The sequence below is a fragment of the Pseudomonas sp. L-22-4S-12 genome (assembly GCF_009799935.1).
GTDB lineage: Bacteria > Pseudomonadota > Gammaproteobacteria > Pseudomonadales > Pseudomonadaceae > Aquipseudomonas.
The window spans coordinates 598,950-619,192 of record NZ_WELL01000001.1; the positions used below are offsets into that span (position 1 = coordinate 598,950).

18 protein-coding genes are annotated in these 20,243 nt (G+C 57.9%); 14 read left to right on the forward strand and 4 right to left on the reverse strand.

Translation table 11 applies throughout. From position 1 onward, the window contains the following. The first annotated feature begins 292 nt into the window (after positions 1-292). From F3I16_RS02730 to F3I16_RS02760, 7 genes are all read left to right on the forward strand, one after another. Positions 293-1,774 carry a glycosyltransferase gene (locus tag F3I16_RS02730; RefSeq protein WP_160492222.1) on the forward strand — a complete coding sequence of 494 codons (1,482 nt, stop codon included), beginning with the start codon at positions 293-295 and terminating at the stop codon, positions 1,772-1,774. After that, the gene (locus F3I16_RS02735) at positions 1,771-3,318 is read left to right on the forward strand and encodes a glycosyltransferase (RefSeq protein ID WP_160492223.1); all 1,548 of its coding nucleotides are present in this window, start codon (positions 1,771-1,773) and stop codon (positions 3,316-3,318) included. The genes F3I16_RS02730 and F3I16_RS02735 overlap by 4 nt, the downstream gene beginning before the upstream one ends. Continuing rightward, positions 3,318-4,169, forward strand: a complete 852-nt coding sequence (locus F3I16_RS02740) for a methyltransferase domain-containing protein (RefSeq protein WP_178116636.1) — start codon at positions 3,318-3,320, stop codon at positions 4,167-4,169. Before F3I16_RS02735 ends, F3I16_RS02740 begins: the two co-directional genes overlap by 1 nt. A 5-nt stretch (positions 4,170-4,174) precedes the next feature. Beyond that, positions 4,175-5,311, forward strand: a complete 1,137-nt coding sequence (locus tag F3I16_RS02745) for an acyltransferase (RefSeq protein ID WP_256670095.1) — start codon at positions 4,175-4,177, stop codon at positions 5,309-5,311. A gap of 64 nt (positions 5,312-5,375) precedes the next feature. Further along, positions 5,376-6,221 carry a bifunctional 2-polyprenyl-6-hydroxyphenol methylase/3-demethylubiquinol 3-O-methyltransferase UbiG gene (locus F3I16_RS02750; RefSeq protein WP_160492225.1) on the forward strand — a complete coding sequence of 282 codons (846 nt, stop codon included), beginning with the start codon at positions 5,376-5,378 and terminating at the stop codon, positions 6,219-6,221. Continuing rightward, entirely contained in the window at positions 6,214-7,656 is a 1,443-nt protein-coding gene (locus tag F3I16_RS02755; protein ID WP_178116637.1) for a glycosyltransferase family 39 protein, read from the forward strand. The genes F3I16_RS02750 and F3I16_RS02755 overlap by 8 nt, the downstream gene beginning before the upstream one ends. Positions 7,657-7,701: 45 nt before the next feature. Then, positions 7,702-8,790, forward strand: a complete 1,089-nt coding sequence (locus F3I16_RS02760) for an acyltransferase (RefSeq protein ID WP_160492226.1) — start codon at positions 7,702-7,704, stop codon at positions 8,788-8,790. Positions 8,791-8,828: 38 nt separating this feature from the next. Here F3I16_RS02760 and F3I16_RS02765 read toward each other — a convergent pair whose 3' ends face one another. Genes F3I16_RS02765 through F3I16_RS02780 form a run of 4 tightly spaced genes read right to left on the reverse strand, consistent with a single transcriptional unit; the run spans position 8,829 to position 13,525 of the window. Then, the gene (locus F3I16_RS02765; RefSeq protein ID WP_160492227.1) at positions 8,829-11,042 is read right to left on the reverse strand and encodes a glycosyltransferase family 39 protein; all 2,214 of its coding nucleotides are present in this window, start codon (positions 11,040-11,042) and stop codon (positions 8,829-8,831) included. A gap of 35 nt (positions 11,043-11,077) precedes the next feature. After that, entirely contained in the window at positions 11,078-11,815 is a 738-nt protein-coding gene (locus tag F3I16_RS02770; RefSeq protein WP_160492228.1) for an SDR family oxidoreductase, read from the reverse strand. Positions 11,816-11,819: 4 nt separating this feature from the next. Then, positions 11,820-13,121: an FAD-binding oxidoreductase gene (locus F3I16_RS02775; RefSeq protein ID WP_160492229.1), complete on the reverse strand. Its 1,302-nt coding sequence runs from the start codon at positions 13,119-13,121 to the stop codon at positions 11,820-11,822. Beyond that, on the reverse strand, positions 13,121-13,525 hold the full coding sequence (locus F3I16_RS02780; RefSeq protein ID WP_160492230.1) for a GtrA family protein: 405 nt from the start codon (positions 13,523-13,525) through the stop codon (positions 13,121-13,123). Before F3I16_RS02780 ends, F3I16_RS02775 begins: the two co-directional genes overlap by 1 nt. Before the next feature lie 33 nt (positions 13,526-13,558). Here F3I16_RS02780 and F3I16_RS02785 point away from each other — a divergent pair, with 33 nt between their 5' ends. From F3I16_RS02785 to F3I16_RS02815, 7 genes are read left to right on the forward strand one after another with little or no spacing between them, the layout of a single operon-like run. After that, positions 13,559-14,446 (forward strand): decaprenyl-phosphate phosphoribosyltransferase, encoded by an 888-nt coding sequence (locus F3I16_RS02785; RefSeq protein WP_160492231.1) that lies wholly within the window; start codon positions 13,559-13,561, stop codon positions 14,444-14,446. After that, positions 14,443-14,886 carry a divergent PAP2 family protein gene (locus F3I16_RS02790; RefSeq protein ID WP_218573093.1) on the forward strand — a complete coding sequence of 148 codons (444 nt, stop codon included), beginning with the start codon at positions 14,443-14,445 and terminating at the stop codon, positions 14,884-14,886. Before F3I16_RS02785 ends, F3I16_RS02790 begins: the two co-directional genes overlap by 4 nt. Further along, the gene (locus tag F3I16_RS02795; RefSeq protein WP_160492232.1) at positions 14,883-15,785 is read left to right on the forward strand and encodes a GDP-mannose 4,6-dehydratase; all 903 of its coding nucleotides are present in this window, start codon (positions 14,883-14,885) and stop codon (positions 15,783-15,785) included. The genes F3I16_RS02790 and F3I16_RS02795 overlap by 4 nt, the downstream gene beginning before the upstream one ends. A 2-nt stretch (positions 15,786-15,787) precedes the next feature. Continuing rightward, complete coding sequence (gene gmd, locus F3I16_RS02800; RefSeq protein WP_160492233.1) at positions 15,788-16,759, forward strand: GDP-mannose 4,6-dehydratase; 972 nt, start codon at positions 15,788-15,790, stop codon at positions 16,757-16,759. 5 nt (positions 16,760-16,764) lie between these two features. Then, positions 16,765-18,204, forward strand: coding sequence for a mannose-1-phosphate guanylyltransferase/mannose-6-phosphate isomerase (locus F3I16_RS02805; protein ID WP_160492234.1), 1,440 nt, complete (start codon positions 16,765-16,767; stop codon positions 18,202-18,204). Continuing rightward, positions 18,204-19,001: an ABC transporter permease gene (locus tag F3I16_RS02810; protein WP_160492235.1), complete on the forward strand. Its 798-nt coding sequence runs from the start codon at positions 18,204-18,206 to the stop codon at positions 18,999-19,001. Before F3I16_RS02805 ends, F3I16_RS02810 begins: the two co-directional genes overlap by 1 nt. Then, positions 19,001-20,236 carry an ABC transporter ATP-binding protein gene (locus F3I16_RS02815; protein WP_160492236.1) on the forward strand — a complete coding sequence of 412 codons (1,236 nt, stop codon included), beginning with the start codon at positions 19,001-19,003 and terminating at the stop codon, positions 20,234-20,236. Before F3I16_RS02810 ends, F3I16_RS02815 begins: the two co-directional genes overlap by 1 nt. Positions 20,237-20,243 lie beyond the last annotated feature (7 nt).

A 20,243-nucleotide genomic window follows, 5' to 3' on the forward strand; every position in this document is an offset into this window, starting at 1 on the left:
TTCCAGGCTGGCAATGGATGGGGATATTGGACCGGAATAGCCGCATTCAATTCAACTCTGCCGCGAGAGTCGCCGGCATATGGCCGCTATTAATGGAGCGCCGTGCACAGTCGCGAAAGTCGACTTGTCGGTCATGCTTTTCGGTACGTGCTTGCTATTGCAAGCCGCGACGATAACTGCTGCTATGCACGACCACACGACGAGCAGGCTTCGCCCGGAAGGCCACGATTGTGTCGAATAACAATAATCCGAGCGCAATATCGGCACACGATGCCAACAACAAGCGATACAAATGATTATTCTCGTTTGCTCCAAAATCAGCCAAGCCAGCATCCAAGCTTCCCTGGGCAAGCCGGAGTACAGCTATTACTTTCTGTTGAAGGAATTCTTGCCCGCACTTGAGCGAGTGGCTCAAGTCGTGGTGCTGGACTCGGTGGCGGATGTCGACAGGCTGTACCACCAGTACACCGAGGCGGGCGAGGTGGTGGTGTTCCTGAGTGTCAGCCCTCCCCATCAGACGCCGGTCGACCTGGACTGTCCGACGCTCTGCCTGTTTGCCTGGGAGTTCGACTCTTTACCCGACCAGCCCTGGGACGGTGAACCACGCAATGACTGGCGCTATGTCTTCCGCCACATTGCCGGGGCCATTTGCACCAGCCGAGAGACGCAGCAGTTGGTGGGGCAGGCAGCTCCCGGCTTTCCGGTTGCCGCAATACCCGCACCGGTATGGAATCACTATGCCCATTTGACTGAAGCCGATGGTCATTTACCGCTGCTCGATGCGCGCTATTTCTCCTTCACCGGATATTTGATCGACAGTGCCATCCTGGGGCTCTCGGCCGACGGCCTGGTCCCGGAAACCGAGCACTTGGCGCCGGAAAACAACCCGCCGCAGGGGGGCGAGCCGCCCCGAAGGGCGCCGAATTTCTGGGCACTGGGCAAGCAGCTCTATCAGGACTGGCGCAATGAATTGGCCTTACCACGTGCGCCGCGGGGCTCCACTGAACCGCTGTCGCAGCCTGATGCGGATGTGGTCGCTCCCGTGCAGCCAGTTGTACCGGCAGGCGTACTGTTCACGGAAACCCCGCTCAATTTGCAGGTAACCGGAGTCGTCTACACCACGCTGTTGAATCCGGCGGATAGCCGCAAGAACTGGACAGAAATCCTCGCGGCTTTCTGCTGGGCCTTCAAGGACGATGCCGAGGCCACCTTGGTGGTCAAGATGACCCATTACGATCTGGAGTATTACCGGATTGTCTTGATCACCCTGCTGTCGCGCCTGTCGCCATTCAAATGCCGAGTGCTGGTTGTGCATGGTTTTCTGGAGGAGGGGCAGTATCAGGAGCTGATCAAAGCTACCAGCTACTACGTGAACGCCTCTTCCGGGGAAGGGCTGTGCCTGCCTCTGATGGAATTCCTTTCCGCGGGGTGCCCGGCTCTGGCGCCAACGCACACCGCCATGGCCGACTATATCCAGGACTCCCTGGCTTTTCCGGTCGACTGCTCACGGGAGCCTTTCTGCTGGCCGCACGATCCCTCGGGAATCTACGTGACGCATCGGCACCGGCTGAACTGGGCTTCGCTGGTGGCTGCATTCAGGGAGAGCTTTCGGGTTGCGCGAGAGGAGCCGGAGCGCTATCGGGCGATGTCGAAGAGTGCCTATGCGCAGTTGCAGGGGTTCGCATCGCAGGATCAGGTCGCTAGGCAACTGTCCGGTTTTATCCAGGCTCTGGACTCCACTGGTTTTCCGGATGAGCGGCAAGGCACAGCATGAAAATTCTCGTGTACTCGGCGGTAAATGCCGAAACGATTGGCTCCAGCCTCGGCCTGCCGGACTACAGCTATTACTTCGTACTGCGGGACTTCCTGCCGGTGCTGCGAGGCTTGGCCGAAGTGGTTGTGGTGCGCGACCTGGCCGAAGTCCCGTGCTTGTACGAGGCCTGCAGTTCGGTCGGCGACGAGTGCGTACTGCTGTCGTTCACCCCGCCGCATAAGACCCCTACGGACTTGCCGTGCCCGGTCATTCCAGTATTCGCCTGGGAGTTTTACAGCATCCCCAATGAAAGCTGGCAAGGTGATGAGCGGCAGAACTGGGTTGCGATGCTGGCCCGGTTAGGGATGGCCATTACCCACTCTGAGCTGATCGTGCGCTGCGTACGGGCTGAGCTGGGTGAGGATTACCCGATTGTTTCCATGCCTTCGCCGGTTTGGGACAAGTTTGCGGCATTCCGTAGAGACAGGCGCGAGATCCCCGAGAAGGTCGCGATCAAGGTTGCGCAAGGGGTGATTGCGGATACCGGCGACAAGGCACTCAGCCCCTATATATCGGGGCAGGAGGCGATTGCCTGCGTGGTGCAGGCCATTCGTGAGCATGAGAGTGCCATGCGCCGGCAGCAGACGCCCCAGGTTGCAGTGCCGGCATACCGGACCGAATCGGCGGCGGCGGTCAGTTGGCGCCACCTGCGTCAGGGGCTGAAACAGGCATCCCGGGCTTCGTGGCGCGCACTGTGCCGCCCCCATTCGGTTGCCATCGAGGGCTTGGAGCTGCGTGCTTCAGAAAAGGCAAAGCTGGAACCCGGCAACCCTGTAGAGCCTCCGCATCCTGGAGCCCAAGGTTTAGTGCCGAAAATGCCGACCTGGACCCCAGGGGAATGCGTTCTGGAACTGTCAGGCGTGGTTTTTACCGCGTTGTTCAATCCCTACGATGGCCGCAAGAACTGGGCGGACATGTTGACCGCGTTCTGCTCGGCGTTCCGCGACACTGAAGACGCCACCTTGGTGTTCAAGCTGGGTCATCGCGAGTACGAGTCGGCCATGCACGACATGCTGATTTGGCTGGCGCGAATGCCTAAGTTCAAATGCCGGGTCGTCTTGCTCCAGGGCTACCTGGAAGGCAAGGAGTTCGACAGCCTGATCCAGGCCAGCGCCTTCGCCGTTAATGCCTCGCATGGTGAAGGGCAATGCCTGCCCCTGATGGAATTCCTCTCGTGTGGCAAGCCGGCCGTGGCGCCGCGTCATTCGGCCATGCTCGATTATATGGATGAGGATGTCGGCTTCGTCGTGTCGAGCTGGGAAGACGGTACGGCCTGGTCGCATGATCCGCGCTTGGCGTACCGCACATTGCGCCATCAGATCGATTGGGATTCTTTGCGCGGTGCTTATATCGCTGCTTACAACTGCTATCGACAGGCTCCGGGTGAATACCGTCGTCTGTCAGACAATGCCATCGAGCGAATGCGCGCCCACTGCTCGCGAGAGGTGACCAGGCAGCGGCTGGAAGCAGTGTTCGACTCACTGCAGAAGAAGGAGAAGGCTTAATGCAGGACTGGATTCGTATGCCCTCGCTGGAGGCCTGGCTGGAGCGGGCCAAGGACGAGAACTTTGTCGATGCGCGTAATTGCGGGTTGGTCGATGCGGTGCAAAGTGGTTGGTATCAGAGTGATAGCAACGAGTTGTTCGTCGATTTTCCTATTTCGGCACAAGACATCGTCGTCGATGTCGGTTGCGGTGGAGGCGGCGCCACGTTGTTTTGCGCCAATCGGGGAGCCCATGTGGTCTTCACCGATGTTATGGCCGAGAAAATTGATGCGCTAGTCGCTCGCGTCGCAAGCACTCCTGCTCGTGCCTGTCAGGGAATAGTCTCGGATAGCTGTCCGTTACCGCTGGAAAACAACTTCGCCACCCGCGTCATGGCCATGGAAATGCTGGAGCATGTCGAAGACCCAGCCGAGGTTCTCCGCGAATTGGTCCGTATTGGTCAGCCTGGGGCTTTGTACCTATTGTCTGTGCCAGATGCAGCGGCGGAGCGCCTGCAACAGGGATTTGCTCCGCCGGAATACTACCTGCGCCCCAATCACATCCATATCTTCGAGCGTGAAGAGTTTTCCCAGCTGGTACAGGACGCAGGCCTGGAGATTGTGAATACGGCGACCTATGGATTTTTCTGGACCCTGTGGATGTGCATGTATTGGGTATGCAAGGAAGCGGTGGCCGACAGCCCGGAGAAATTCTCGCATGACGCGGCTCAGCCCCCCTATTTCCCCTTGCTGGATGATTGGGCGTCGGTCTGGTACCGGCTGATCAGCTTGCCGCAGGCCGCACCCATGCGTAAGGCATTGGATGAGGCACTGCCCAAGAGTCAGATCATTATCGCGCGAAAGCCGGGGTGACCCGCATGCGCGGGAGAATCACCGATCTTGAAATGATGCGTGCGGTCGGTCTGCTGTTCGTTCTGTTGCAGCATCTGGTCCTGCTCTTTCCCTGGCCTTACCCAGCACTGAACGGCTTGCTGCAGTACGTGGGCGGAAGCTTCGGTGTTGACATGTTCTTTGCATTGTCCGGTTTCTTGATCGCGCGTGATTTGTTGCCGCGCCTAAGGGCGGCCGAAAGTCCGAGTAGCACCTCCAAAATCTTGGTGAACTTCTGGTGGAAGCGCATATGGCGGCTTTGGCCAACTGCTTGGTTGTGGTTGGCGATCATCCTGCTGGCAGTTCTGTTCTGGAATCAAAGCGGTGTTTTCGGCTCTTGGGATGCCAACGTAGCGGCGACCTGCGCAAGTTTGTTCAAATACATGAATTTTCGCTTTGCTGAGTACTATGGCGTTGGGGAAGTTGGTGCCAGTTTCGTTTATTGGAGCCTTTCGCTGGAGGAACAATTTTATTTTGCCTTCCCGCTACTGGCTATCCTGTTGCGCCGCAATTTGACATGGTTACTGATTGTTCTGATTGTATTGCAAATGTTTCAGCCGAAAACGACCGCCTTAGCCATGGCTTTTCGTACTGAGGCACTGGCTTTTGGTGTTCTGATCGCGATTGCCAGTGAAAAAGCTTGGTGGCAACGTGGGGCCTCGTTGCTGCAGCGCTTGGGATCTGTCGGTGGCATGCTGCTCGGCCTGTCTTGCGTGGCGATCATGGCGGCAGTCTCCGGGTTGCGCCAGCCAACGTTCTATCACATGAGCTTTATTGCACCGTTGTCGGCTCTGCTAGTTGCAGTGGCCTCATACAACATGGACATGCTGACGGTGCGCGGCCCCCTGAAAACTCCATTACTCTGGTTGGCCAGCCGCTCATATGGTATTTACATCATCCATATCCCAGTCTTCCTGTTCGTAAAAGAACTTTTCTACCGCCTGGAGTATTTCCAAACGTTTTCTCTTCAGGCGGTGCTGGCTTATATGCTGTTGGCACTTCCGCTGGTATTGGTTCTGGCGGACGCCAACTTTCGCATCATTGAGCGACCATTATTACGTTATGGCACGGCCTTGATATCGCGCCGCAGGTCAATTATGGCCGCAGTGGGGCGAGCGGCTTAGGCTAGCCAAGCGGTCGCTTGCCATAGGGAGTGGGTGTTTTGGATATGTTGAAATTGGGTGCTGCATGCTGAGCAAACTGAAGAACATTTTTTCTCGTACTGCAGTACCGCACGACAGTGCCGGATCTGCTCCAGCAGCACTCAACTCTGTGCCAGAGGCTGAGATGGACTCGACGTTGACGGATACTTACCTGAGCGGTTGGTTTCGCCATGAGACTGGCGAACTGTTCGAAGGGTTCATGATCAATCCGGAAGATTCGATTCTCGACATAGGCTGTGGCGATGGCCCCTTTGCTCATTTTTGTGCGGAGCGTGGCGCAGAAGTGATCTTTGCCGATATTGACGCAACCAAGGTGGCAGCTGTCAGCGAGATGCTGAAACACTCGAAGGCCCGCGCTATCTTGCCTCTGGTCACCGATGCCAAGCCAATACCGCTTGCAGATAATCGCGTCAGCAAAGTCATTGCGATGGAAGTGCTTGAGCATGTCGAGGACCCGCGAGACTTCATGCGCGAGTTGGTGCGTGTAGCCAAGCCTGGATGCCTGTTCTTGCTGACGGTCCCCGATCCGGTCGGTGAAAACGTACAGCGCACGCTGGCCCCGCCGAGCTACTTTGAGCCGCCAAATCATATTCGCGTGTTCGAGCGGACTGACTTCGAGCGCCTTGTCGTGGAAGCTGGACTGGTGATCGAGCGCCGGACCAGCTACGGATTCTATTGGTCGCTCTGGTGGTTCTTCTTTTGGGCCTGTAAGCAGGATCTAAGCCCCCCTTGGCATCCTCTTCTGCAAAGTTGGACGCAAACTTGGAATTTGCTGTTGTCTACGCCGGATGGCCCGCGCATCAAACGGGCTCTGGATGACGCTATGCCCAAGAGTCAGGCCATCATTGCGCGGAAACCTTTTGATGAGTGAGCTTCGCCGGGCCCTGTTGTTGTCTCCGGATGCGCTGTTTACGACTGCTAGCATGTTGTTGTTCGCGGGTGTCGTATTGTTTGTCCGACTGGCGCTGGGTATGGAGTTCCCGATCCCTTGGAATGATGAGACGGCCTTCATCTCACAGGCTTTCGAATTCAGCCGTACGGGCAGCTTCTATGTTTACGGGCTGAACAGTGAGCGCGTTGTAATGTGGATGCCGCCGGGCTTCATGTTGCTGCTGGCGGCGGTCTACAAGCTGTTTGGCTACAGCTTCGAAATATCGCGCTGGGTCTCCTGTTTGCTCTACTTGGGTGGAGGAGCGGTCGCACTACTAGTGCTACGGCATAGCTTGCAGGGGTGGCGTCGCCATCTTGGTCTACTGCTCATGTTGATGGCATTCCTATCGCCCTATTCGCTGGCGATTTCCAATATTGCCCGCATGGAGTCGCTGTATAGCCTGCTCTTCATGTTTTCCTTGTTCGCCGCGCTGAAGGGCCGTTATGCCTTGGGCTTGGCGTTAGTGCTACTCAGTGCGACCGTACACTTCAACGCCGTGTATTTTCTGCTGCCGTACGGGGTATTGGTGGGCTGGAAGATATTGCGCCGGGAAAGCCTGGTGATCGGCTCCTGGGAATTGCTGGCGCTAGTTATCGCGCTATTAGGTGTGCTGGGTTACGGTTTGTATGTGGTCAAGCACATCCATGGTTTTTGGCAGGACATGCAATTCCAGTTTGCCTACAAGTTAGGTTCGGCCGTCATGGGCGGGCGTCCTGGCTGGACGCTGCTGCTGATGTTATTGGGCATACCCTTGCTGCAGCTGCTGCTACACCGTCGTTTCGCCACCGAGTGCCTGTTGTCACTCTATGGTGTGGCCTTTATTGCCATGGCTCTGAATGGCCATAACATGTGGTACTACTTTGCTTTCAATCTCGGCTTCTGGCTACTAGTGCTAGGTGCGTTGGCAAGTAGTGCGGCAATGGTGAAACCACTGCCCAAGTGGGGCGGGTTACTGGTCGCCGGGTTGTTGCTGTTGCAGTTGAGCCACTACGTCAATCGCAACACGGGCGAGTTCGATCCGCTCAAGCCGAACCGAAGCATGCTGGCGCGCGACTTCTTGCCGGCTAGCGAAATCGACAAGGTTCGGGCATTCATAGCCACTCTGCCAGCCAATACCAGCGTTTCGTTCGGCTACTCGGGTGTTGAATCCTACTTCTTCGCCGACTTTGCCGCGGTTGGTGCTCGTTGGAGTGGGTCGGCACATAGCGTGATCCAGGTTTTCCCGGCTAGGAGCGTGGATTATCGAGTGTTATGTGACAGTGAAATGTTTCCAGCCTACTTGGCAATCTACGACTGGGATGGTTTTCCACGCAAGAGCCAGGATAGCGGTTGCACTATTACGCGCCTGAGCGAAGGTGGTAAAGCTGCGCCGTGAGACCAGCGTTTCGAATCGAAGAGATTCTATATTGCAGGAGTCGATGTGGTTAAGCGTGAAGTTAGACAGGACAGTTATTTTCCGGCTCTGGATGGCTTGCGCGGTGTAATGGCCATGGGCGTGATCGTTGCGCATGTCAATCTGGCGTGGTTCCCAGGCGCGCCAATCATGATGGATATCTTTTTTGTTATCTCTGGATTTCTGATTACGTCCATTTTGCTGCGAGGTATAGAAAAGACGGGCTCAGTGGCTCTGCTGAGCTTTTGGAAGCGGCGCCTACTGCGCCTGTATCCGGCGCTGTTAGTTGTGGTGCTGTCGAGCTTGTTTGTTGCGTGGTGGTGTGTCGATGACATCACGCCCGTTGCCAAGGATGCAGTCGCATCAATCTTTTATTATTCGAACTGGACAAAAATATACGATTACGTATATCCGAGCATGTTTGGACATACGTGGTCGCTCTCGGTCGAGGAACAGTTCTATCTGTTGTGGCCGGTGCTGTTCTCGTTGGCTTTGGCGGCGCGTCTACGGTCTGTTCATATACTGGTGCTGCTTGCTCTACTTGCAGTGGCGGCGATGCTCTGGCGATACTACTTGATCAGCCAGGAGGTCCCGTGGTCGCGCTTGTATTATGCCCTTGAGACCCGAATGGATGCTTTTGTGGTGGGCGGAATTCTGGCGCTAGGTTTTGGAGCGCTGCGTGAGCGTGCAGTCCGTGGGGAGTGGCATGCTTTCCTGTCTTTGTGTGCGCTAGCTCTCTTGCTCTTGGTGGTGTTGGGGCGTCCGCGCGAAATTGCCTATTTCTTCTGGCAGCAATCGCTGGCGTTGTTGCTTTCGGCGGCGGTAATTCTGCTTTTGACATCACCCCGCGATAGCTTCCTCAAGCGCCTCTTCTGCTCGCGTTGGTGCGTATTTCTTGGCGAGCGTTGTTACAGTCTGTACTTGTGGCATTGGCCAATTATTTGGTTGCTATTGGTCGAGACGGAAGCAACCAAGATAACCATACTGTTGATCGCCATTCCGTTGACCCTATTGTTGTCATCCCTTACCTACGCTTTTGTGGAAGCGCCGTTTCTATCGAAAATGTCCCGTGTGCGCCGCATCGAGAGCGATGCGGCGCTGCCCTCTTCAAGGTAAATGCTTGAGTTGGGCGTCGCAGGCAGGCCGAGATTGTCTTACTTGATCTGCAGGTTGCGGAGTGCGAGCCCGAGCAGGCGTGCATCATTGGCACTAGGCGCCTGTGCGTCCGGCGTGTCTATTTCGAGCAAGTTCTCACCTTCGACATAGGGGGCATGGGATGTCTCAATTTGCATCTCCCCGTTCAACTGTCCATTGAATACCTGTGCTTGATTCAGGTGGATGTTTACTTTCTGTAAGCCAAAAGATGCGACTTGCAGCGAAAGCCGGCCTTTAAGTGCAGAGGAGTTCTTTAAGGTAAAACGTATCGAGGAGCGGGTACCAAGGCTCCATAGATGCGTGCCTTCGGGGGTCGACCAGCCCGTGAAGCTCAAACGAGGGTCTTTGAACGAGGTGGTTCCGAACACCGGTGTCTTCTGGGTCTCAAGTGGCAGATCGATAGCGAAGCCGGAATTGCACTGGGGGAATTTTAGTGCCTTGTGTAGTAGGGGGCAGGCCAAGATTCGATAATTACCTTCTCTGGCTTGGGGTATGTCAACCGTGACGGTGGCGGTGTCGTCTTTTTTCATGCTGTTCGGAAGAGTGATTATTTCATGAACTATATTTTTACCAGCATTGTCGCCGATCATTATTTGCCAGCTGACAGAACTTTCTCCGGTGGTGTTGATGGGCCAGATACCATTGCCGGTTTTTTTTAGGCTTAAAGTCAGGCGGGATTTTTCATTGTTAAGGTGTGCCTTGGCCTGAAAATTATAGAAATCGGTGTCGGGCTGTAGTGGTTCATCTCGCCGGATAAACAAGTGGGGAATGATTGATGTAGGGTCAATCTCATACCAGCGTTGAAACTCCTCAGTGTAGAACAGCAGCTGAGCACCTCGGAAGTCTTCGGAAGGCAGTAGATCTTTACTGGTCGGGTCGGTATAGGTGTGCAGTTGTATAACTTTTGGCTTCTGCGATAGGACATATTCATTGTCCCATTTCGCCATGAAACCTCCAGGTACTTTTGAGATGTGCTTGTTGTTTAGTCCTACCATGTCAATGGTTGGTAGTCCAGAAAAGTACGGTATGGCTCCGGCGTCTACTACTGCAATCTTGCTGTCAGCAGGTAAATTCATTGAGGCAATGTGCTTACCCATAATGATATCGCCTTCTGTTGCCAGTCGCTCGGCGACGGCGACGGCGTGAAGCTGACTTGACAGCCAGATGGAGTATATGGCGAAGCAGATAGGCCCCAGCTTGGAGCCAAGCTGGGCGTTCTGTATGGCCAAGGCTGGTACGGAAATCAAAAGAGGGGTGATTGGCATCATGAAGCGATAGCCGATCATCCAGTCGCCACCCACCAGCAGATTAAATGAGGTGTAACCACCGATATAAATTAGCGAGAGCCACGCCCACCAGCCTTCCCGTCCGCCTCGGGCAAGAAGCAGGATAGTTGCCAGCAGATAAGGAATGACTAAATAGAAGTAATCGAGCGTAAAGCGGGCAACATAACCCGCGCCATGCTTGATCTGCTCATGAAGATTGCCGGTTTTGGCCGATACGGTAGTGGGAAACAGCTCGCCGAAAGTTGTATTTCTCCAGAATAACAACGCTGCGAGGATGCTGCCAAAAACAAGTAGCGTGAGCAGTATGCCGATCCAGGAAAGTTCCTTTTTCAGAGCTTTGCGGCTGGTTTCATAGGCAAAGATCGCCCCAATGAAAGCTGCTCCTTCGGGGCGAGTGACGGCAAGAAGGCCGAAAAGCAGTCCAGCGGAAAAATAATGTTTTAACGAATGGCTGTCACTGGCCAGAAAGTATGCATAGCAGCTGGCGGTGATCAGTAATGCATACAGTATTCCTTCCATGGCGGCTGGCGCCCAGAGTGCCAGAAGTGGGAAGGAAAAGAACATCAACAGCAGTCCTAGGCGTTGCCAGTACTTCGTTGATGGTATGACGTTCCGTTGAATGATGATCAACAAGAGAGCCGTTGCCAGATAACTACTGACGCCTAGGACTTTGGCTCCCTGTAGCGGATCTAGGCCGGCCGACGCTAGCCAGGCGCTAAGCAGCGTCCAGCTCAGACTGGAGAAGCCCTCGACCAGCTCGCCGTTGAACGTTAGGCCGTTACCGCTGATGAGGTTCTTTACATAGACCAGATAGATGAATGCGTCGTCTGGTTGGTAGAACCAGTAGGTAATGGTATGGATTGTGCCTAGTGTGAAAAGCGCAGCCACGAGAAATCGATAGGCCGCGTTACTTTGAGATAAAACCATGTACTGTCCCTTTTATAGTTCTGAATTATGGGATGTCAGAGCGAGGCACGCTTGAAAGTAGCCTCGGGTATGGATTTGATTATGAACATGATCAGCCACCAAAATCCTGGCGTATAAAGCACATTGCGTCTCTTCTCAATGGCTTTTTCGATATCGCCAGCGATCTTCTCCGGGTTGGCCCAGAGTGGCCCCTTGGGAAAAGCCGCAGTCATGGGGGTGTCGACGAAACCGGGCTTTATGGTCAGCACCTGCACGCCGCTCTTGTGTAGGCGATTGCGCAGCCCTTGCAGGAATATCCCCAGCGCACCCTTGGCCGTGCCGTAGACGTAGTTGGACTGTCGCCCGCGATCGCCGGCCACCGAGCCGATCACCGCGATGGTGCCATGACGCTGTTGCTCGAAGTGATTGGCCAAATGGGTGAGCAGGGAGATCGCGCTGATTGCATTGGTGTTGAGCTCGGCAAGCGTCTTCTGGACGTCCGCCTCGCAGGCTTTCTGGTCCCCAAGGGTGCCGTGGGCGATCAGAACGGTGTCCAGCCCGCCCATGTCAGTCACTACTTTCTTGAGTCGCTCGGCGTGGCTGGCGAAGTCATTGGCGTCGAATTCACCCTGAAATACTTCGCTGGCCCCTCGTACCTTCAGGTCCGCGGCGAGCATTTGCAGGCGCTCCTGATTGCGGGCCAACAGATAGAGAGTGCGGCCCTGGGCCGCAAAGCGCTGGGCAACGGCCTCGGCAATCGCCGAAGTGGCGCCGATGATGAGTATTTTCTGCATGGGGTTAGTCCAGGCCGAGTCTGCGGGATTGCAGGGATGCAAATTTATGCAGCGCACCATAGCGCGCACGAGTTTCCTGAAACTGTGTCCAGTTCGGGTAGCTGTGTTTGAACGTGGCTTCGCTCATGCGGGCGTCCTTGCTGAGATAGAGGCGCCCGCCATAGGCCAGTACCATGGCATCCAGCTCGCTGAGGAGCTCCAGCAAGCCGGCTTCGTATTTGAAGTCCAGAGCCAGGGTGTAGCCTTCGGCAGGGAACGACAGCAGGTTGTTGTTGGCGGCACCGAATGCCTTGAGCACGGCGAGGAAGGAGCCGCGTCGGGACGCTGCAATGCGCTGCAGGATGGCGCGCAAGCCTTCCAGCCCCACTGTCTTGGGGATGACGAACTGATACTGCAGAAAGCCCCGTTTGCCATAGAGGCGATTCCACTGCTGGATGCCGTCCAGGGGATAGAAGAAGCTCTCGTAACCGACTCGTTGCTGCGACTCGGCCTGGCGAATGCGCTGGTAATAGAGCTCGTTGAATGCCTGCACGGAATAACGGTTCAGCAGGATCGACGGCATGTCGAGCGGGATGCTCAGGGTTGGCTTGGGGGCGAGTGACAGCTCGCCGTCGCGGGCGTGTTCGCCAAGCATCAGGAGCGAGCGGCCCAGTGCCTTGCCGCTGGCCAGGCAGTCGATCCAGGCGACGGAATAGGTGGCGGCGCTGTGCGTGTCGAACAGTGCCACCACCTCTTCCAGATTGGCGGCCTTGTATGTGGTTTGTTCGATATGTGTGCTTTCAATCCGCCTGAGGCGCAGTCGGGCGCCGACAATCAGCCCGGTCAGGCCCATGCCGCCACAGGTGGCATGGAACAGTTCGGGGTGTTCGCTGCGCGAGCAGCGGATCGGCGAGCCATCGGCCAACAGCAGCTCGATGCTGTCGACACATTCGCTGAAGCAGCCGTGCAGGTGATGGTTCTTGCCATGCACATCGCTGGCAATGGCACCGCCGATGCTGACGAGCTTGGTTCCCGGAGTGACCGGTATAAACCAGCCGCGCGGAACGAACACGTCGAGCAGCTCGCCCAGGCTGATGCCGGCATCACAATCGAGCTGTCCGCTGTTTTCGTTGAAGCTGCGCAAGTGGCGGAGCTGTCTAGTGCCGACAATCTGTTCGGCCAGGGCGCTGTCGCCATAGCTGCGACCCATGCCACGGGGAATCAGGCTGGCAAGCCCGGTCAGGTTGTCCCTGGCGGCGCTGAGCGTTGCCGGTTGCAGCAGATTTGCCTCGATGGTCGGGTAGCGGCCCCAGCCGTTGATGCGCATCACGCGGCTCCTGGTGTGCGAAAGACGAAGCGTTTGTCCAGCTCGTACTTGGTCAGGTAGCCAATGGCCAGACCGATGATGCCGCCGAGGTAGCGCAGCTCGGCAGACTGGAAGATGAAGTGGAAGGTGAGCTCGGTGCTCCAGAAGATCACCGTGGTGAACACGCCCATGAGGCTGTAGAGCAGGAAGATTCGGCCATCATGGGCGACGTTCTCGGCTTTAAAGCGAAAAATGTAGCGCTTATCGAGAACATATTTAACAATCAGTCCGGCTCCGGTGCCGATCACCATGGACAGGGCGATGCTGGCGAATCCGGAATAGATCCAAATTGAGAACGCCTGTGCAAAAATGTTGATTGCTGTCGCAATCGCCGCCAATAGTGCGTAGATAGCCGCAAATTTCATAACAATTCCAATAAGCCATCCGAGGCCAATGGCATGCATGCTACCGCAGTGCCGCGCTCCCCTCTAGTTCTCGCCGGAGGGTTGTTGACCTTGATACGTCCTCGCCAGTGGGTGAAGAACGTATTCGTTATCGCCCCCCTGATTTTTGCCGGGGAGTTTCTCAATATCGCGTCGATTGAGAAGGTGCTGCTGGCTACGCTGATTTTCTGTATTGCCTCTTCAGCCACCTATATCGTCAACGATCTGCACGATATCGAGCGTGATCGACGCCATCCTCTCAAGTCGAAAAAACGTCCTCTGGCATCCGGCCAGGTCGGCGTGTCATCGGCCGTGGTATTGCTTCTGGTGTTCTATGGGCTGCTGGGCATCGCCTGGGTGCTGCTGCCGGCTGTGGTCTACGTGGTGCTGGGCTACATGTTGCTCAATCTGGCCTACACCTTCGTGCTCAAGCACCAGCCGGTCATCGATATCTTCACCATTGCCATGGGTTTCGTCCTGCGGGTCTATGCCGGCGCTACCGCCCTTGCCGTGCCGGTATCATCCTGGATGTTCGTCACGACCCTGTGCCTGGCGCTCTATCTGGCTGCGGTAAAGCGGCGCCAGGAACTGACCAGCAACGGTTCGGAAAGCCGCGAAGTGCTGCAGCATTACACGCCGCAGCTGATCGACCGGTATGCCGAAATGGCGGCCACCGGCGCGCTGTTGTTCTACAGCCTGTTTGTTATGACCGCGCGCCCGGAAATGGTTATGACCATTCCGCTGGTGCTGTATGGCCTGTATCGCTACTGGTTCATCGTCGAGGCGAAGGAGGCCGGCGAATCGCCTACCGATGCCCTGTTGAGCGACTGGCAGCTGCTGCTCACCGTGGTTGTCTGGGGTGGCGTAAGCGCTTACGCGATTTGGCCGAGCAGCCCTGTATGAAGATGGAATTTGCTTACCTGGCTACGCCTTTCTGCGCCTGGCTATGTGCGGGGTGCATCAAGTTTGCCATCAACACCCTGCGGGCCAGGCGCCTGGCATTTGATCTGATCGGTTACGGCGGGATGCCCAGCAACCACAGTGCGATCGTGGCCAGCATGGTTGCATTGATCGCGCTGCGCGAGGGGATTGCCGAGCCGGCTTTCGGTGTGGCCATTACCCTGGCGTTTATCGTGTTGCTCGATGCCAACAGCTTGCGGCGTCAGGTCGGGCTGCATGCCCAGGCGATCAATGAAGTTCGTTCTGTCGGCCGGCCACTGCGCGAGCGCATGGGGCACAGCCGCCTGGAAATCCTGGCGGGGCTGACAGTGGGGGCTGTGACCGCCTGGCTGGTTGATTTGACGGAGCTGTGGCTAAAGGACTCGATGGGTACGCTCTCTTGAAGACCCTATTGGTTACCGGACTCAGTGGTTTTGTCGGCGGGCATTTGCAGCAAGCAATAGCGTGCAGCGAAACCTGGCAGCTGCTGGCGGCGAAACCGCACAACTTGCTTGATCCCGCCTCCCTGGATGCCTGGCTGCAGGCGGGTGTACCGGATGCGGTAATTCACCTAGCGGGGCAGACCTTCGTACCGGCGGCCTTCAAGGACCCGGCGCATACGCTGCAGGTCAACCTGCTCGGCACGCTGAATTTGCTGCTGGCCCTCAAGCGTGCCGGGTTCAACGGCACCTTCCTGTTTGTCAGCTCCGGTGATGTTTATGGGCAGGTCGCCGAGGCGGACTTGCCGATCACCGAGGCTTTGGCACCGAAGCCGCGCAACCCTTACGCGGTGAGCAAGGTTGCCGCGGAGTTGCTGTGCCAGCAGTGGGGGTATGCCGAAGGCTGGCGCATGCTGATTGCCCGCCCGTTCAACCACATTGGCCCCGGCCAGGCGGCAAGTTTCGTGGTGCCCAGCATGGCGCAGCAGATTGTTGGTGCCGGCGCGGGGGCGCAACGATTAACCCTGGAGGTTGGCGATATTGACGTCACCCGGGATTTTCTTGATGTACGCGATGTGATTTCTGCTTACTTCGCCCTGTTGGAACATGGGCGAAGTGGTGAAATCTACAACCTGTGCTCGGGAGTGGAACGCACGGTTCGCGAGTTGATCATGCAGATGGCCAGGCTGGCGGGAGTGAGCGTTGATCTCGTTCAAGACCCCTCACGCTTGCGTCCTGCAGATCAGCGCCGGGTCGTCGGCAGTGCTGAAAAACTACAACAAGACACCGGCTGGAAGCCCAGCATTTCAATCACGGAGACCCTGCAGAGCGTGCTCTCTGACTGGGAAGCAAGAGAACTATAAAAATGTCCAAAGTTGCTTTGATTACCGGCCTGACCGGCCAAGATGGTGCTTATCTGGCCAAACTGCTGCTGGAAAAGGATTACCAGGTGCATGGCCTGGTGGCGCGGCGCAGCTCGGATACCCGCTGGCGTTTGCGCGAGCTGGGGATCGAGAACCAGATCCGCTACATCGAAGGCGATCTGGCCGATGCCTGCTCCATCCAGCGCGCGGTGATCAAGGCCAAGCCGCAGGAAGTCTACAACCTCGGCGCGCAGAGTTTTGTCGGCAGTTCTTGGGATCAGCCGGTCACCACCGGCATCGTCGATGGTCTGGGCGTGACCCATCTGCTGGAGGCCATTCGCCAGTTCAGCCCGGAAACCCGCTTCTACCAGGCCTCGACCAGCGAGATGTTCGGCCTGATCCAGGCCGAACGGCAGGACGAGAATACCCCTTTCTACCCGCGCAGCCCCTATGGGGTGGCCAAGCTGTATGGCCATTGGATCACCGTCAACTACCGCGAGAGCTTCGGGCTGCATGCCTCCAGCGGCATCTTGTTCAACCACGAGTCGCCGCTGCGCGGCATCGAGTTCGTCACCCGCAAGGTCACCGACGCGGTGGCGCGGATCAAGCTCGGCAAGCAGCGCGAGCTGCGCCTGGGCAACATCGACGCCAAGCGCGACTGGGGTTTTGCCGGCGACTATGTCGAGGCCATGTGGCTGATGCTGCAGCAGGAGCAGGCCGACGACTACGTGGTGGCCACCGGTGTCACCACCACGGTGCGGGACATGTGCCGGCTGGCTTTTGCCCACGTGGGGCTGAACTATGAAGAGCATGTGGTCATCGACCCGCAGTTCTTCCGCCCGGCCGAGGTCGAAGTGTTGCTGGGCAACCCGGCCAAGGCCGAGGGCAAACTGGGCTGGCAGCCGAAAACCAGCCTCGCCACCCTGATCGAGATGATGGTTGAAGCGGATCTGCGCCGCGTCGGCAAGGAGTAAGGCGCATGATCGTTCCCGTCATTCTTTCCGGTGGTGCCGGTACCCGCCTGTGGCCGGTATCGCGTGAGGATCATCCCAAGCCCTTCATGCGCCTGCCGGATGGCCAGTCCCTGCTGCTGAAGACCTACCTGCGCGCCGCCGGGCTGCTTGGCACGGGCGGCGAGATCGTCACGGTGACCAACCGCGAGCACTACTTCGAGAGCAAGGATCACTTTGCCGAGGCCAAGCTGGCGGGGTGCCGGGCGCGTTTTCTGCTGGAGCCGCAGGGGCGCAACACGGCGCCAGCGCTGGCGGTTGCCGCCCTGGCCCTGGCCGCCGAGCATGGTGACGATGCGGTGCTGGTGGTGATGGCCGCGGATCATCTGATTCATGACCTGGCGGGCTTCAAGGCGGCTACCGAGCATGCGGTGCAGCTGGCCGAGCTGGGCTATCTGGTGACCTACGGCGTGCGCCCGACTGCTCCGGAGACCGGTTTCGGCTATATCGAGGCCGGTGCTGCGTTGGATGAGCTGGGTGGTTGCCAGGTGCAGCGCTTTGTCGAGAAGCCGGACAGCGTGACAGCCCAGGAGTACCTCGACAGCGGTCGCTTCCTGTGGAACTCGGGCATGTTCTGTTTCACTGCCGGCAGCCTGATCTGCGAGTTGCAGGCCCATGCTCCCGAGCTGCTCGAGCAGGCGCGCGTGTGCATCGAACACAGCCCCCTGCAGACCAATGCCGGTGGGCTGATGCAGGAACTGCAGGGGGCCAGCTTTGCGGCATTGCCGGACATCTCCATCGACTATGCGGTGATGGAGCGCTCCGCGCGGGTGGCGGTGGTACCGGCGCAATTCGACTGGAGCGATATCGGCTCGTGGAAGGCCCTGCGTGAACTGGTGGCGGCGGATGCCGACTGCAACCGCGCGCAAGGCGATGCCCTGTTCATCGATAGCCGCAATACCTACGTGCAGAGCCAGGGCCGCTTGGTCGCCACGGTCGGGGTCGACGACCTGATCGTGGTCGAGACGCCCGATGCGATTCTGGTCGCGCATGCCGACCGTGCGCAGCAGGTAGGCCAGGTGGCTAAACGGCTGAAACTGGAGAATCACCAGGCCTATCGCCTGCACCGCACGGTGTCGCGTCCCTGGGGTACTTACACCGTGCTCGAAGAGGGCTGTCGCTTCAAGATCAAGCGCATCGTGGTGAAGCCTGGCGCGGCGCTGTCGCTGCAGATGCACCATCATCGCAGCGAGCACTGGATCGTGGTGCAGGGCATGGCCAAGGTGGTCAACGGTGGCGAACCGCGCCTGATCAACAGCAACGAGTCGACCTTTATCCCCGCAGGGCACAAGCATCGCCTGGAAAACCCCGGGGTGATCGATCTGGTGATGATCGAGGTGCAGAGCGGCGAGTACCTGGGCGAGGATGACATCGTTCGTTTCGAAGACCAGTACGGCAGGGTGCACTGATGGCGCTGGGTATGGCTCGCGCGGTATGGAGTTACCGCGGTTTCGTGCTGGGCAGCGTCCAGCGTGAGTTTCAGACGCGCTACCGCAACTCCTTGTTCGGCGCGGCATGGACGATCCTCAATCCGCTGTCGATGATCATCGTCTACACGGTGATTTTCTCCCAGCTGATGCAGGCCCGCCTGCCCGGCGTGGACAATGGTTTGGCCTACGGCATCTACCTGTGCGCCGGGATCCTGGCCTGGGGGTTCTTCGCCGAGGTCATCGGGCGCAGCCAGTCGGTGTTTCTGGAACACGCCAATCTGATCAAGAAGCTCAGCTTCCCGCGTATCTGCCTGCCTTTGATCGTGGTGCTGAACGCGAGCCTGAACTTCGCCATCATCTTTGCGCTGTTTCTCGGCTTCTTGCTGGTGACGCAGAACTTTCCGGGCTGGGCGGTGCTGGGGGTGGTTCCGGTGCTATTGATCCAGATCGCCTTTTCCATCGGCCTGGGGATCCTTCTCGGGGTGCTCAATGTGTTCTTCCGCGATGTCGGGCAGTTTGTCGGCATCTTCCTGCAGTTCTGGTTCTGGCTCACGCCGATCGTCTATCCGGCGTCGATCCTGCCCGAGGGTATCCGCCCGCTGATCGAAGCCAACCCCATGGGGCCGCTGATTTCTGCCTACCAGGGCATCTTCGTCTATGGCCAGTGGCCGCTGTGGTCGACACTCTGGCCGTCCGCGCTGCTGGCTGGCGTGCTCTGTCTGTTGGCCATGCGCCTGTTCCGCAAGCGTTCCGGTGAAATGGTGGATGAACTCTGATGGGTAGCATTCAAGTTGCTCAACTGGGCAAGGCCTACAAGCAATACCCCAGCCGCTGGGCGCGCCTGGCCGAATGGCTGATCCCCTTCTCCAGGCCGCGCCACCAACTGAAGTGGGTACTGCAGGATGTCTCGTTCAGCGTCAATCCCGGTGAAGCGCTGGGCATCATCGGGATCAACGGCGCGGGCAAGAGCACCCTGCTGAAGATGATTACCGGCACGACCCAGCCGAGTAGCGGGCAGATCCATATGCAGGGGCGAGTGGCGGCACTGCTCGAGCTGGGCATGGGCTTCCATCCGGACTTCAGCGGTCGGCAGAACGTGTTCATGGCCGGCCAGCTGCTGGGGCTGAGCATGGAGGAGCTGCAGGGGCTGATGCCCGAGATCGAGGCCTTCGCCGAGATCGGCCCGTACATGGATCAGCCGGTTCGCACCTATTCCAGCGGCATGCAGATGCGCCTGGCGTTCAGCGTGGCCACCGCGCGGCGTCCGGATGTGTTGATCGTCGATGAAGCGCTGTCGGTGGGTGACGCCTATTTCCAGCACAAGAGCTTTGATCGCATCCGCGAATTCCGTAAGGCCGGCACCACGCTGCTGATCGTGTCGCATGACCGCCAGGCCATCCAGAACCTGTGCGACCGCGCGATCCTGCTGGCCCATGGCCGCCTGGCGCTGGAAGGTGCCCCGGAAGAGGTGATGGACTTCTACAGCGCGATGATTGCGGAGAAGGAGCAGCAGACGGTTCGTCAGGAGCGTCTGGACAACGGCAAGGTCCGCACCATTTCCGGCACTGGTGAAGCGGGCTTCAGCGACATTGCCTTGCTCAATGCCCAGGGGCAGCGCGTCGAAGTGCTGGAGGTCGGCAGTCGCGCCACGCTGGAGGTAACGGTCGAGGTGCGTGCGCCAATCACTCGTCTGGTGCTCGGCTTCATGATCAAGGATCGCATGGGCCAGGCGATCTATGGCATCAACACCCACCGCCTGCACCGCGAGCTGGAGAACCTTTCGGCGGGCGAGCACATCGTCTATCGCTTCGCCTTTCCGGCGAATCTGGGCAAGGGCAATTATTCGATTGCCTTGTCCTTGTCGCGCTTCGACTCGCACCTGGACACCAACTACGAGTGGCGCGATTTCGCCCTGGTGTTCCACGTGATCAACATCAACAAGCCCGATTTCGTCGGTTGCGCCTCGCTGGATGCCGATATCAGCATCCAGCGCCTGCCACAGCCGGCCTGAGTCCCCT

Bases quoted from the DNA above. Each gene is read 5' to 3' on its own strand.
- F3I16_RS02730 (WP_160492222.1), top strand. From the start codon at position 293: ATGATTATTCTCGTTTGCTCCAAAATCAGCCAAGCCAGCATCCAAGCT.
- F3I16_RS02735 (WP_160492223.1), top strand. From the start codon at position 1,771: ATGAAAATTCTCGTGTACTCGGCGGTAAATGCCGAAACGATTGGCTCC.
- F3I16_RS02740 (WP_178116636.1), top strand. From the start codon at position 3,318: ATGCAGGACTGGATTCGTATGCCCTCGCTGGAGGCCTGGCTGGAGCGG.
- F3I16_RS02745 (WP_256670095.1), top strand. From the start codon at position 4,175: ATGCGCGGGAGAATCACCGATCTTGAAATGATGCGTGCGGTCGGTCTG.
- F3I16_RS02750 (WP_160492225.1), top strand. From the start codon at position 5,376: ATGCTGAGCAAACTGAAGAACATTTTTTCTCGTACTGCAGTACCGCAC.
- F3I16_RS02755 (WP_178116637.1), top strand. From the start codon at position 6,214: ATGAGTGAGCTTCGCCGGGCCCTGTTGTTGTCTCCGGATGCGCTGTTT.
- F3I16_RS02765 (WP_160492227.1), bottom strand. From the start codon at position 11,042: ATGGTTTTATCTCAAAGTAACGCGGCCTATCGATTTCTCGTGGCTGCG.
- F3I16_RS02770 (WP_160492228.1), bottom strand. From the start codon at position 11,815: ATGCAGAAAATACTCATCATCGGCGCCACTTCGGCGATTGCCGAGGCC.
- F3I16_RS02775 (WP_160492229.1), bottom strand. From the start codon at position 13,121: ATGCGCATCAACGGCTGGGGCCGCTACCCGACCATCGAGGCAAATCTG.
- F3I16_RS02780 (WP_160492230.1), bottom strand. From the start codon at position 13,525: ATGAAATTTGCGGCTATCTACGCACTATTGGCGGCGATTGCGACAGCA.
- F3I16_RS02785 (WP_160492231.1), top strand. From the start codon at position 13,559: ATGCATGCTACCGCAGTGCCGCGCTCCCCTCTAGTTCTCGCCGGAGGG.
- F3I16_RS02790 (WP_218573093.1), top strand. From the start codon at position 14,443: ATGAAGATGGAATTTGCTTACCTGGCTACGCCTTTCTGCGCCTGGCTA.
- gmd (WP_160492233.1), top strand. From the start codon at position 15,788: ATGTCCAAAGTTGCTTTGATTACCGGCCTGACCGGCCAAGATGGTGCT.
- F3I16_RS02805 (WP_160492234.1), top strand. From the start codon at position 16,765: ATGATCGTTCCCGTCATTCTTTCCGGTGGTGCCGGTACCCGCCTGTGG.
- F3I16_RS02810 (WP_160492235.1), top strand. From the start codon at position 18,204: ATGGCGCTGGGTATGGCTCGCGCGGTATGGAGTTACCGCGGTTTCGTG.
- F3I16_RS02815 (WP_160492236.1), top strand. From the start codon at position 19,001: ATGGGTAGCATTCAAGTTGCTCAACTGGGCAAGGCCTACAAGCAATAC.